The organism is Paenibacillus sp. 05T425, from assembly GCF_056396205.1.
Genome location: NZ_JBFTLA010000009.1, coordinates 296179 through 309615, shown reverse-complemented (window position 1 = coordinate 309615; position 13437 = coordinate 296179). Strand labels below are relative to the sequence as shown.

General features: G+C 53.7%; 11 protein-coding genes and 1 riboswitch. Of the genes, 10 read left to right on the top strand and 1 reads right to left on the bottom strand.

Annotated features, from left to right (window positions below; genetic code table 11):
• The first annotated feature begins 62 nt into the window (after positions 1 to 62).
• The 8 genes from AC1DF0_RS21875 (at position 63) to AC1DF0_RS21840 (ending at position 9804) form a co-directional block, all read left to right on the top strand.
• Complete coding sequence (locus AC1DF0_RS21875) at positions 63 to 599, top strand: response regulator (RefSeq protein ID WP_477575306.1); 537 nt, start codon at positions 63 to 65, stop codon at positions 597 to 599.
• Positions 600 to 619: 20 nt separating this feature from the next.
• Positions 620 to 1708 carry a helix-turn-helix domain-containing protein gene (locus AC1DF0_RS21870; protein ID WP_477575305.1) on the top strand — a complete coding sequence of 363 codons (1089 nt, stop codon included), beginning with the start codon at positions 620 to 622 and terminating at the stop codon, positions 1706 to 1708.
• A gap of 14 nt (positions 1709 to 1722) precedes the next feature.
• On the top strand, positions 1723 to 3435 hold the full coding sequence (locus tag AC1DF0_RS21865) for a sensor histidine kinase (RefSeq protein WP_442048407.1): 1713 nt from the start codon (positions 1723 to 1725) through the stop codon (positions 3433 to 3435).
• Between the two features lie 150 nt (positions 3436 to 3585).
• Positions 3586 to 4560 carry an ABC transporter permease gene (locus AC1DF0_RS21860; RefSeq protein ID WP_477575304.1) on the top strand — a complete coding sequence of 325 codons (975 nt, stop codon included), beginning with the start codon at positions 3586 to 3588 and terminating at the stop codon, positions 4558 to 4560.
• 23 nt (positions 4561 to 4583) lie between these two features.
• A complete protein-coding gene (locus AC1DF0_RS21855) occupies positions 4584 to 5495 on the top strand; it encodes a carbohydrate ABC transporter permease (protein WP_442048409.1) in 912 nt (303 codons plus the stop codon).
• A 102-nt stretch (positions 5496 to 5597) separates the two neighbouring features.
• A complete protein-coding gene (locus tag AC1DF0_RS21850; RefSeq protein WP_442048410.1) occupies positions 5598 to 7190 on the top strand; it encodes an ABC transporter substrate-binding protein in 1593 nt (530 codons plus the stop codon).
• Between the two features lie 95 nt (positions 7191 to 7285).
• The gene (locus tag AC1DF0_RS21845) at positions 7286 to 8650 is read left to right on the top strand and encodes a hypothetical protein (RefSeq protein ID WP_477575303.1); all 1365 of its coding nucleotides are present in this window, start codon (positions 7286 to 7288) and stop codon (positions 8648 to 8650) included.
• Entirely contained in the window at positions 8647 to 9804 is a 1158-nt protein-coding gene (locus AC1DF0_RS21840) for a glycoside hydrolase family 88 protein (RefSeq protein WP_477575302.1), read from the top strand. The genes AC1DF0_RS21845 and AC1DF0_RS21840 overlap by 4 nt, the downstream gene beginning before the upstream one ends.
• Positions 9805 to 9902: 98 nt before the next feature.
• Here the strand turns inward: AC1DF0_RS21840 and AC1DF0_RS21835 are convergent, their stop codons facing one another.
• Complete coding sequence (locus AC1DF0_RS21835) at positions 9903 to 10643, bottom strand: hypothetical protein (RefSeq protein ID WP_442048413.1); 741 nt, start codon at positions 10641 to 10643, stop codon at positions 9903 to 9905.
• A gap of 233 nt (positions 10644 to 10876) precedes the next feature.
• Between AC1DF0_RS21835 and AC1DF0_RS21830 the strand changes: the two genes are divergently transcribed.
• Positions 10877 to 11545: a response regulator transcription factor gene (locus tag AC1DF0_RS21830; RefSeq protein ID WP_477575321.1), complete on the top strand. Its 669-nt coding sequence runs from the start codon at positions 10877 to 10879 to the stop codon at positions 11543 to 11545.
• Positions 11546 to 12952: a sensor histidine kinase gene (locus tag AC1DF0_RS21825; RefSeq protein WP_442048414.1), complete on the top strand. Its 1407-nt coding sequence runs from the start codon at positions 11546 to 11548 to the stop codon at positions 12950 to 12952.
• Between the two features lie 200 nt (positions 12953 to 13152).
• Positions 13153 to 13349: riboswitch (cyclic di-AMP (ydaO/yuaA leader) on the top strand.
• Positions 13350 to 13437: the final 88 nt, after the last annotated feature.

The window sequence follows — 13437 nt, the reverse complement described above, 5'->3', positions numbered from 1 at the left end:
CTCTCATTAGACTGTAAGTAACGAAGCAGCGAAGAGAATCTGCTGGGGGCGGAGGCGCTACTATGTACAAAATATTGGTCGTAGACGACGAGCCGCGCGTAAGCACGGGAATCAAAAATTTCCTGCTCGGCTCAGATCTTCATATAACATGCGTCGAGACGGCGCTCAACGGATTCGAAGCGATCGACTATTTGCGCATGGACAGCTTCGATCTCGTATTGACTGACATTCAGATGAGCAGAATGAGCGGGATTGAACTGATGGAGACGATCTATATGGAGCAGCCCCATCTTCCCGTCATCGTCATTTCCGCTCACGAGAAGTTCGATTTTGCAAAGAAGTCGTTGCGCTTAGGGGCGAGGGATTACTTGGTGAAGCCGGTCGAGCAGGAGGATCTGCTGCGCGTCGTTCGCAAAGTGCTGAACGAGCGGGAGGAAATCGGCAAGCAATCGCTGGAGCTGTCCAAGAGGCAGAGGCAGGCCGACAAGGAGAAGTCGAACAGCGTCAGCCGCAACGAGCTGCTGATGGAGCTGGTAACGGAGCGCAGCTTGACGAAGAAGGATTATGCCGAGCTGATGGTCGAGCTGGGGGACAGCTAAGCGGTCATTATTTCGGCGTCGTGTCGATCCGGCTCGATCTGAACCGCGGCGGGTTCAGCAATCGTGAAATATCGCTGCAGGATCGCAAGCTGCTAAAGTACGCGTCTGTCAACATTGTCGAAGAGAGCCTGTCGGAATGGAACGGTCTGGCGTTCAACGGCTTCGGCAATGAGCTTATCGGCATCATTCAGTTAAATGAACGAGAGAACGAGAGCCAGCGATTCGACTTGAGATCGCAGCTGCATCTGATCGGGCAGATGGTGCCGATGAATTTGAAGCAATTTTTGAATGTGGAAGCGTCAGTCGGGATGAGCACCCTACACCCAGACGTGTTCATGCTGCCCAAGCTGATGGAAGAGGCGAATACAGCCGCAGAGTGGAAAAACATTCATCCGAACCATAAGGTGTTCTATTACGAAGACGTAATCGCTCGGGAGAACGTGACCATCGTCGAATGGATGGCTAAGGTTGACGATTTTATCGCGCTGCTGAAAGCGAGCTTCGATCAGACGATGCCTGTCGGTTCGGACTCGGTGATCAGTCCGCTGAAGGAGTTGGCCAAGAAAGAGGAGCTGTTCAACAGCTATTTCGGCATGCTGGTCTATAGACTGTACGGCTTGGTGCTGGAATACGGACATTCGAACGGGATTTCGCTGCAGCGTTTCGATCCGGATACGTACTTTCGCGGCGCGGACGGCGAGCAGAAGCTGCAAATGCTGCATGAATACATTCAGGAGACGGCAATCGTCGTCAAGCAGCTCGTCAAGGAGCGGGATCAGTCCATATTGGCAAGGATCGCCGGCTATATCCGCTTGCATTTCCGCAATCCGGCACTGAAGATACAGGATATCGCGAGCGAGGTGCATTTCAGTACGGCGTACCTCAGCTACCTGTTCAAGCAGGAAATGAAGAAGAACGTATGGGATTATGTAACCGAGCTTAGGATCGAGGAGGCAAAACGGCTGCTCGCTACGACGGACAAGAAGCGGTACGAGGTCGCGTACGAGGTCGGATACGAATCGCCGGAGCATTTCGGCCGCATGTTCAAGCGTTACGCCGGCGTAAGCCCGGCTGAATACCGCAAGGAAGGTCAGGGGGGAGCGGGCTGAGACTTAAATTTAAAGTGACACTTGCATTCGTCCTGTTCATCGTCGGGCCGTTCCTGATCATCGGCTGGATTTCGGCATACAAAGCTTCCGATTCGATGAGGGACGAGGTAGGCAGGACGACGCTGCAGCTCGTGAAGCAGAATCACGTCACGATCGAGAAGACGTTGTCCTCCGTCAACGACAAGACGGTGACCTTGCTCGACAACCACTTCTTCAGCGATCCGGAACAATACCGCTTCTGGACGAGAATCGAGACGCTAGGCGATATTCGGAAAGCGGACGACATTCTGGAGACGTGGTCCTCGGACGGAACCGAATATTCGCTTTATATGAAAAATACGGCGGGACGAAATCCTCCGTTCGATTTGTCGTACAAAACACGGGGATTCAAGTACGTAGCCAGAAACGGCACCGAGCAGCTGGCGTGGGCGGAGCGCTCCCAGAGAGAAGGAGGGGGCGGCACGCTTCAGTCCGTCAAGACGGAGAGCGGAACGCCGTCCGTTGTTTTCGTAAGAAGCATATTGAACCCCGAGGCGTACACGGATGCGATCGGGTTTCTCGTCGTTTCGAAGCTAGAGGTTCTGCTGACCAGAGATCTTGTATCGGTGCAGCTGCAGGACAATGCCGGCATTTATTTGTTCAACGGCGACGACGAGCTGCTCATGCAGTCGGATTCCTCGGAAAGCGAGCAAATGACGCACATACCGGCGCAAGCGCATAACGACGTAGAGGGCTATTACTTCGCGAGCGAGGACGGACAGAAGTGGCTATACGCCTACTCACACCGCACCGCTTTCGACACGAGGCTCGTCTACCGCATTCCGCTGGCATCGATTACGGGGAATCAGACGGCGTTCCAGTGGTTGATCATGGTCGTATCGGCCATTTACTTGGCCATTGTGCTTTTCTTCGTGCTGTATCTGCTGCGTTTGATCGTTAAGCCTCTCGCGCGGCTCGTATCCATTACGAAGCTATACGAGCCGGGCAAAAAGCTGAACGCCGATGGCGATCTGATGCGCGCCGACGAATTCGGCATTCTGTACGGCGCCTTCGTCCGCATGACGACAAGATTGGATCATTCCATCGAAGAAAACTACGGCATTAAGATCAAGCAGAAGGAAAATGAGCTTGCGACGCTTCATTCCCAGATCACGCCTCATCTGCTGTACAACACGCTCGACTCGATTTATTGGTATGCGCTGGACAGCGGCAACAAGGATGTCGGGGACATGGTCAAGGATCTGTCCAAGCTGCTTCGAATCGGTCTGAGCAAGGGCAAAACCGTTATTACGATCGACGAGGAAATCGAGCATGTGATGGCTTACAGCAGACTTCAAATGAAGCGGTACCCCGACAAGTTCGAGGTTCACTGGGATATTGACGAGGCGGCGAGAACGTATAAGACGCCTAAAGTGATCCTGCAGCCTTTGATCGAGAACGCGATTTTTCACGGGGTAAGCAGCATGGATGGGGAAGGGGAAATATGGATCCGCATTCGGCAAGCGGACCATGAGATCGAGATGATCGTAGAAGACAACGGCTTCTTGCCCGTTGATATGGAACGGCTGGACAACATTGTCCATGGCGCACTCGACGACAAGGGCTATGGCATTCGTAACGTCCATCAGCGAATCCGGCTTCACTTCGGCGAGGCTTACGGCTTGCGCTACGAGAAGCGGGAGGGCGGCGGAATCAAAGCCGTTATCCGTTTTCCTGCCCAGCAATAATGGCGATTGAAGAGAAGCTCCGGCAACCGTCCGGAGTTTTTTTGCGTTTGCAAACCAAGTTTATTTTACATCACACTCTGTCAGGAATAGATCATCGTCTTGGTAAGGGCGCCGCTCTATACTGAGATCAACAGAGAGGAGGTGGTCCTAATGAACCGCATAACGGAAACCCGGGGAGCGGGTTTGCTAAGACAACGAAAGACGGGACCGGCACTGTTTTTCCACTCGCTGTGGAAGTTCAGATATTTGACGCTCATGATGATTCCTACCGTAATCGTGCTTATCCTCAACAACTATTTGCCGATGTTCGGCGTGTTCATCGCCTTTAAGAACATCAACTACATCGACGGCATTTGGAGGAGCCCGTGGGTCGGCTTCGATAACTTCACGTTTCTGTTCACGTCCGATTCGCTGTGGAGGATCGCCAGAAATACGGTAACGTACAGCTTGGCCTTCATGGTCGTCAATCTCATCCTATCGGTCGGAATTGCCGTCGCCATCAACGAGCTGAGAGGAAAGCTGCTGGCCAAAGGCTATCAGACGTTTCTCATCATGCCTTACTTTCTGTCGATGATCGTCATCAGCTACCTGGCGTACGCGTTTCTTAATCCCGACAAAGGTTTCCTGAACGCCTCGATTCTCGAGCTGTTCGGTCAGGATAAAGTGTCCTGGTACTCCGAGCAGGCATATTGGCCGTTTATCCTGACGATCGTGAATGCATGGAAGGGCGTTGGCATCGGAGCCGTCATCTATATCGCGGCCATCGCCGGCATCGACCCCGAATATTACGAGGCGGCGGTCATCGACGGCGCGACGAAATGGCAGCAAACGATTCATATCACGCTTCCTTCGATCCAACCGATCATCATCATCATGACGATTCTTTCGATGGGGCATGTGTTCAACAGCGACTTCGGCTTGTTCTATCAGGTCCCGATGGATTCAGGGGCGCTGTACCCCGTAACCGACACGGTCGACACTTACGTATACCGCGTGCTGATCGAGCTGAACGATATCGGGATGTCTTCCGCGGCCGCACTCGTTCAATCCGTACTGGGCTTTATCATGGTCATTGCTACAAATTCGGCCGTGCGCAAAATCAATAAAGAGCAGGCCCTCTTCTAGGGCATTAACTTGAGGTGATTCCGATGAGCACTACAACAAGCCGCCGCGAAAATACGATCAGTTCGTTCACGAACGTTCTGCTGAACGTCGGCTTCATCCTACTGTCTCTCGCCTGTGTGCTGCCGGTCGTGCTGGTCGTCATCGTGTCGCTGACCCATAACGATTCGCTCGTTAACATCGGCTACAGCTTCTGGCCGAGCGAATGGTCGGCCATCGCTTACGAGAGCTTATTCAAAGATTATTCGACGATAGCCCGCGCGTATGCGATCAGCATCGGCGTCACGGCGATCGGCACGACGCTCAGCGTTATGCTGATGGCGCTCTACGCCTACCCGATTTCCCGGGCCGACTATCCGTTTCGCGGCTTCTTCACTTTTTTCCTGTTCTTCACGATGCTGTTCAGCGGCGGAGTGGTGAGCAAATACATCGTTTTCACGCAGGGTATCGGTTTGCTCGATTCGTATGCGGCGCTCGTCCTGCCGCTGCTGATTATTCCGTTCAACGTTATCATCATGCGCACGTTCTTCCAAAGCACGATTCATCCCGCGCTCATCGAATCGGCCAGAATCGACGGCGCGGGCGAGCTGCTGATCTTCTTCCGCATCGTGCTGCCGCTGTCGCTGCCCGTCATGGCGACGATGGCGCTGCTCGGCACGATCGCATTCTGGAACGATTGGTTCAACGCGCTGCTGTTCATCCGCACCGAGGAGCAGTACCCGCTGCAATATTTAATGATGCGCGTGCTGAACGATGTGCAGTACTTGCGATCGAACGTGCAGATGGCCGCGCAAAATCCGGAGCTGATGAACAACCTGCCGAACGAATCGCTTCAGATGGCGATGGCCGTCGTGGGCATGGGGCCGATCCTGCTTGTGTATCCTTTTTTTCAAAAATATTTCGTCAAGGGGCTTACGGTCGGCGCGATCAAAGGCTAACCGCGCAGCGCCGGCTCAACGAATCGGGCACTCGCGTTCCGCAGCTCTAACCGGAGCTGCCGAACGATTGCTATAATAACAAATATAGGAGGGTTAACAGCAATGACGCAAAAAAAACCGCTTATGTTAATGCTCGCAATTGTAATCGCTTTATCGATGGTGCTATCGGCTTGCTCGGGCAACGGGTCGAAGAACGATCCGACCGCGGCTCCTGCCGACGGCACCGACAAACCGGCCGAGACGGCGAAGCCCGCCGAATCTGAGGAGCCTAAGCTCGAGCCGTATGAGGTGTCCATTACGTACTTCGGCACGCCGCAGAAGGACGACGCGCTCGTCGAAGAGGAGCTCAACAAGTTTTTCAAAGAGAAAATCAACGCAACCGTCAAGCTGCAGCCGATCGCTTCCAGCGATTACAAAAACCGCACGGAGCTGATGATGAATACGGGCGAGAAAATGGACCTCGTGTTCGCGGCCTCCTGGCTGAACTTCTTCGGCAACGTGACGAAAGGCGCGTACCTCGAGCTCGACGATCTTCTCGAGAAGTACGGTCAAGGCATCAAGGAGCGTCTCAATCCGCTGTATCTCGAAGCGCCTCGCTTCAAAGGCAAGCTGTACGCGATTCCGACGAACAAAGAAATTACGCAAGGCAAAGCGTTCACGTACCGCAAAGACTTCGTGGAGAAATACAATATTCCGATCGACACGATCCAAACGGTAGCGGACCTTGAGCCTTGGTTCCAGAAGGTGAAGCAAGACAATCCGGAGATGACGAACTTGTTCCTGAACGGCGGCTCCGGCAACTTCTCGAGCGGCTTCATGATGTACGAGACGCGCTCCAACTACCGCCCGATCGGTCCGACTCCGGGCAAAACGCCGATGTTTCTGCTCGACTACACGTCGACCGACATGAAGGTCAAGTCGGTTCTCGATCAAGAAATCGTCGACATCAACAAAGCCGAAATCGAGTTGTACCGGGACTTTTACGAGAAGGGCTACGTCAACTCCGACTCGGGCACGAGCACGTCGGAAGTCGGCGAGCTTCGGAAGCAGAACAAAGTATGGATGCAGTCGGCGACGTGGAAGCCGGGCGCGGACATCGATCTTCAGAACGCCGATAACAACGGCAACGAATACGTATCGCATGTGGTCGAAGAGCCGATCGTCACGACGGATCTTGCCGCAGGCTCGATGTTCGGCATCTCGAGAACGTCGAAGGATCCGGACCGTGCAATGATGGTGCTTAACTACCTGCACACCGATCCTTACGTAATCAACCTGATCGTCAACGGCATCGAAGGAAAGCACTACAACAAGGTCAGCGACAACCGTATCGAACCGATTGCCGATTCCGGCTACGGCACAAGCGGCTTGTTCTGGGTCATCGGCAACCAAATGCTGAACTACCTGAAGCCCGGCCAGCCGGACGATCTGTATATTAACTGGGAGAATTTCAATAACGAGGCGAAGCGTTTCCCGCTTATGGGCTTTGTATTCGACGACGCGAAAGTGAAAAACGAAATTACGCAAATTACGGCCGTCGTAACCGAGTACAAATCGATCTTCACCGGCGCGGTGAAAAATCCGGCTAAGCTACTCGAAGAACGCAATACCAAGCTGAAAGCGGCAGGCATCGAGAAGATTCAAACGGAGCTGCAAGCGCAAATCGACGCCTGGTGGGCGGAGAACAAGAAGTAAGCAGTCGGTATGGGGCGGCAGGGAGCTTCGTTCCTTATAACGAAGGCTTCCGGCCGCCCTTCTGTTTGCCAGACAACATGAAGGGGGAGCAGGGCTTGAGACCGGAAAATTTGATCTATACGTTCGTCAGCTATGCGTCGCATTACGATACGCCTTGGGGGAAGGGCACAGCCGTCGATGGCATCGAACTGACGGCCGAGCTTGCGCACAAGCACGGCATTCCCGTCACGTGGATCGTGAACGGCAGTTCCGTGCCTGTTCTTGCGGAGCGAATCACGGATTGGCACGAGCGCTTCGGCGACGATGTCATCCTGCAATGTCCTTTTTTCATCGAGGATACCGGCATGTCGAAGGAGAAGTTCAAGCAAGCACTCGAGCGGGACTGGCGGATCGTGGAGGAAGCTTTCCCATGGGCGAAGACGAAGGTCGCGGCGCGGGGAAAAATATACAACGAGCTCATTCAAGTGTTGGAGGAGATGGATTTCAAAGGCATGTGGGGCTACTGCTGGGAGCAGGTCTGGTGGGACGGCATTACCCATAAAGGGATTCCATGGGGATCCTGGTACGTCGACGGCAGCCGATATAAAGCGCCGCATCCGGGCAAAGGGAAGATCGTGGCCTGCGAGTGGACGGCGCGCGACTTGAACGCGACGTATCATTCGGGCAGTCCCGTCGTCTACTCCACCGATCCGAACGATGTGTTACGCGCAGGCCTGTGCACGGGCAACGATATAGAATATTGGAAAAAGCTATTCCAGGATTACCTCGACAATACGGCGCATAATGATCAGGTGTTTTTTCTGCAGCAGCAGGAGGCTCACGAGATGGAATATACCGACCGATTCAAGGTATTTCCCGCTGCGGACGTCGAAGGCTGCGCGGGCATGCTCGACCTGTTCTTCTCGCATGTTGCCAGCTATCCGGTCACGCTTACGACGCTCCCTAAAGCCATTGAGCTGTACCATGCGCATAACGAAGTGACTGCCCCTGCGTATATGCTGACCCACGATACGGAGATTCGACCCGCGGTCAACGAATATACGATGACGCTTGGCGGTACGGCGAGCGGGCCTTGGCCGACGACCTTCCTCTACTACGACCATGAGTGCCAAATGTCGTTCGTTCAAGGGGAGAGCAGGCCGCACAGGCTGCGCAGCTATATCGGCAAAGGGAATATGAACGACGAGTTCCAGGAGGACCTTCCGCAAGTATTCGTAACCGAATACGAGAAGATGGAAGATCATATTCGGCTCGTGTTCGAGATCGGCCATTGGAAGCCGATTCCGTTCGGATTGGCCTATTGGGATGACTTGAATGGTTACGAATTAAGCGGCAGCTCGGAAGGCGTGCAAGTAAAGCTGATCCAGGAGCAGCTGGCGTTTCTGCGGTTTCATCTGTCGGGAAGCCCGTTGCGGATCGAGCTGTCGCTCGTGAAGAAGAAGGGAGGCGAGGGAGCGTGACGCAGACGCATTCGTTGACGGCATCAGACCTAGAAAGGCTTCAGGAAGCGGCGAAGTTCGTGCTGGCGAAGCTGGATCAGAATCTTTCCCGGTTCACGGAACTGTTCCCTGCTCCGGCAAGCGAGGGACTGGTCTATCCCGCCATAGTGAACGAGGATTGGACGGCCAGCTTCTACACGGGCATGCTATGGCTGGCGTATGAGCTGACCGGCGAAGTCCGGTATCGCRAGGCGGCCGAGTGCCAGCTTCCGAGCTATAAGCGCCGGGTCGAAGAGCGGATCGCGATCCAGACCCATGATCTCGGATTTCTGTACAGTTTGTCTGCCGTCGCGAGCTATCGGGTAACCGGCGGCAAGGAAGCTAGAGATATGGCGCTTAAAGCTGCCGAGCTGCTGGCGGAACGGTATTTTCCAGCGGCCGGAATCATTCAAGCATGGGGCGATCTGGACGATCCCGAGCAGTGCGGCAGAATGATCATTGATTGCTTGATGAACTTGCCGTTGCTGTATTGGGCGTCGGAAGAGACGGACGATGCGCGTTATGCGGATATGGCGCGATCCCATGTGAAGCAATCAGCCGCTTATCTCGTCCGTCCCGATCATACATCTTACCATACGTACTATATGGACGTGTTGTCCGGAGCGCCGAAGTACGGCAATACGCATCAAGGCTATGCCGACGACTCCTGCTGGGCGCGCGGTCAGGCTTGGGGTATATACGGGTTCATGCTGAGCTATGCGTATACGAAGGATGAGTCGCTGATCGGAGTGTCGAAGTCGCTGGCTGATTACTTCCTTTCGCGACTGCCCGAGGACGGAATCGTCTATTGGGATTTGATCTTCACGGAAGGCATAGAGCAGGAGCGGGACAGCTCCGCGGCGGCCATCGCATGCTGCGGTTTGCTGGAGCTTGCGAAGCAGCTCCCGGTAGACGATCCTGACAAACAGCACTATTATAACGCCGCTCTAAGCATGCTGTCGTCGTTGGCCAAACGCTATACGACGAAGGATTATCCGCATTCGAATGGCGTCTTGATGCACGCGGTCTACAATAAGCCAAGAGGGATGGGCATCGACGAGTGCACGATCTGGGGCGATTACTTTTACTTCGAGGCGCTTGCGAGGCTAATGACGGATTGGCGATTGTATTGGTAGGAAGAAGAGGCTGCCCGATGGGCAGCCTCTTCACGTCCGAATGTTTTCTCTCTGTATGTTMTTCTAACCTTTTTATCGACATGCTCGCAATCCCGGCGTTACTTCGTAACAGCCGCTTCCCACTCTGCGATTTGAATTTCGTATTGCTCCAGCAGCTTGCTCAACGCCAGCTTGATTTCCTCTGCGTCATCGGCCTGAACGGCCTTCGCCAGACCGATCTCGGCACGAATGAACGACATGTCAGCATCGCCCGCCGCTGTAATAGCAGCCGTAGTTCCCGCGACTTCAACGGCTTCGCCGACGGTGAAGCTCATATTTGCAACACCCTCGTTCAATTGCACGGCTTCCAACTTAATCGGAGTGCTATCAGCCTTCGCAAGTTCGAGAGGCTCAACCTCTGTAGCAGACCCCGAAGCGTTCACGGATTGCAGCGCAACCGTGCCTTCTTCGATATTGGTGAGCTGGATGCCGTCTTTGATGTTAAATGTGGCTACTTCCCCCGCAGGTGCAGGTAAAGCCTCAACGGAGAGCGTAGAGCTCTTGAACGAAGCCGTTGTCCCGACATGCTTCTCATATTGCTCCAGCGCTTTCTTCCAAGCCCGCACCGTCTCCGGCGCATATTGCTCGGCGAGCTCTACGGGGTTATTGAAGCTGTACACGACGGAAGCGGCTTCAACCGAGCTTGCCTTGGTCAGCGTGGCCAGCTGGTGCTTCGTGTCGTAAACCGTTGTTTGGTTGTCGCCGGCGCTGGCTGCGCTCGACAAGGTTGGAGCGGCAATGGCGCTCAGCAGCAAGGCGGATGACAGGACGGCTCTTGAAATAACTAATTTGTGGTTCATATCGGTTCACTCTCCTAATCGGTTTGTCTTACAGCTCTAACAGTAAAGGACGAGTGTGGCATAACGTTGGTGTATTTGTGGAAAAACGATGGCACGCCCCCATTGGCCAGGCCTGCTTGGTATACTTGTTACATCTAAGGCTTGTGTGGAGGGGTATGAAATTGAACGCTTCAATCACCGAATATCGCATCGCCGTCGTGGACGACGATCAACATATACGCCATCTGGTGGAAATGTATTTGCGCAAGGAAGGGTATGAGACGGTTGGTCTTGAAACGGCCGAGGACGCGTTGGAGCTATGGCGGACAAGCCCGCCCGATCTATGGGTGCTCGATATTATGCTTCCGGGCATGGATGGCTACGAGCTGTGCAGACGAATCCGCAACGAAGCGGAGGTGCCTATTATTATGATTTCGGCCAAGGACACGGAGGTCGATAAAATATTAGGTTTGGAGCTTGGCGGCGACGATTATATGGTGAAGCCGTTCAGCCCGCGCGAGCTGGTGGCCCGGGTTAATCGTCAATTGAAGCGTTGGTATAAACGGAATCAAGTCGAGGACGGCAATCCGTCAGGAGCTTTAACCGCAGCACAGTCCAAATCGCGACTGGAGCTAGGCGAGTTGGCGCTGCTTCCGGAGGAGAGGCGCGTGTTCTGGCAAGAGGAGGAGGTCGAGATGACCAGCAAGGAGTTTACGATGTTGAGAGTGTTCATCGAGCAGCCCAATCGCGCCTTCACTAGATCCGACCTGTTAATGCTTGTATGGGGCGACGATTATTTCGGCAGCGACCGTGCTGTCGATCATTTAATCAAACGCATCCGCAAAAAAATCGAGCATCTCCCCATTGAATCCGTGTGGGGACACGGTTACCGCATGCGAACGGAACGGAGCGTGAATGAATAGATGAAGCTTGTCCACCAAATCAATATTGCCTTTGGAGTCGCGCTCGTCATTGTGTTGTCCATCACTGCGGTGCTTATTCATTATGTGCTGCTGGATCACTTCATGGTCGCTCAGAAGCAGGACATGGCTCAGGTCAGTGCCGAAATAACGAAATCGCTTGAGCATTTTACGACGTTGTCGGCCGTTTCATCGATCGATAAAGGGACGGTAGCTTCGGAATCCGTGACGCTTACGCCTGTGACCGCGGCTGGCATAGCTGCCATTGTGACGGATGCGGAAGGCAATTATGTAGATGTGAAAGCAGGAGAATTTACACCTTCCGTTTCCTTTCAACTGCAGCCGTCAGCCAAGCTGGAGGCAACGGTGGCAGGCGCGGTGACCGTAGAGAACCTTGATTCCGTAAGCTTGCAAAAAATATGGGACGGAACCGACAGCCGTTATATTTCCAGCGTCACCAGCGTCCCTCAAGGGAAGCTTACGCTTCTGACCTCCGTCAGCAAAATCGAAGAAATCGAGCGGGCGCTGCTCGGACGGCTGCTCCTCGTATTCGCGATTGGCGGCGTACTTATGCTTGTGCTCAGCCATCTCATTACGAGAAAGCTTATTAAGCCGTTAATGAGGCTGAAGGAAGAGCTGACGAAGGTGAAAGGCAGACAGTTCGCCGACGTGCAGCTTGTGAAGGCAAGCGGCGAGATTGGCTCGGTAGCGCGTACGGTGCATGAAATGGCCGGAGAGCTGAATCGATTCAGCCGAGCGCAGAAGCAGTTTTTCCAGAACGCCTCGCATGAGCTGAAGTCGCCGTTAATGTCCATTGCGGGATATACGGAAGGTATTCGGGACGGCATATTCGAGGGTGAATCCATTAATAAGGGACTGGACATCATATTAAGCGAGAGCGCAAGATTGAAAAACATCGTAACGGAAATGACGCTGCTCGCCAAGCTCGACAGCGAGGAAGATATTTATGAACCGGAAGTGGTCAGCCTCAAGGAACTGCTTATCGAAACGATCGAACGCGTGAACCCGATGTTGGTTAAGAAAGAGCTGTCCCTACATCCATCGGTCGATGAGCATGAAGAGCTGCTCGTGAGGGCTGATCGGGATAAGCTGCTCCAGGCGCTGCTTAATATTTCGTCCAATGCGGTTCGCCATGCAAACAAGCATATTTATATTCACGCAGCCGTCAGCAAGGGACATGTCGAATTGTCGATATCCGACGACGGAAATGGCATTCCCGAGGAATTGTTGCCGTATTTATTCCATCGCTTCGTGAAGGGCAAGGACGGCGAAAGCGGGCTTGGGCTCGCGATTGCCCGTGCGATTGTCGAGCGCTGCGGCGGCCATATTACAGCGTCTAACCGCAAAGATGGCGGAGCGGAATTCTCGCTTGCTTTCCCGGTTGTCTAATAAATTAATTATTATCAAGGGTGTAGCGGATATTGTGGCGATTGAACGATTAAAATGCGCAAAGCAGGGACGTGCGCCACGTCTTGCGGTCATGTATGCGCATTCATGGATTTTCTATCGCTTTTTTAACGTTATTTGAGCGAAAACGTTGGTTTACATTCCATTCCCAGAGGACTATGATCGTAATGCACTAAAATATATATTCACGATCGCTGAGTTTCCGCTCTCGAAGCGGAAAGCAGGGGAACCAATCGCGACGCGCAGCATAAGCGAAAGCTTGCTACGTCGCCGGGGTGAATCCGAGAGTCGCTGCCTTTATGAAGGCGCGCTCGAGGTAGGGCGACTCTAAACGCCCGAATCCGTCAGCTAACCTTGTAAGCGTGTATGGAGAGGTGAATCAACTACGGCTCGTCTTATAGCCGCGGGGATTTCCCTGCGGCTTTTTTTGTTGTGCTCTTTTTTAAGGAAAACCATTCATTGACGGC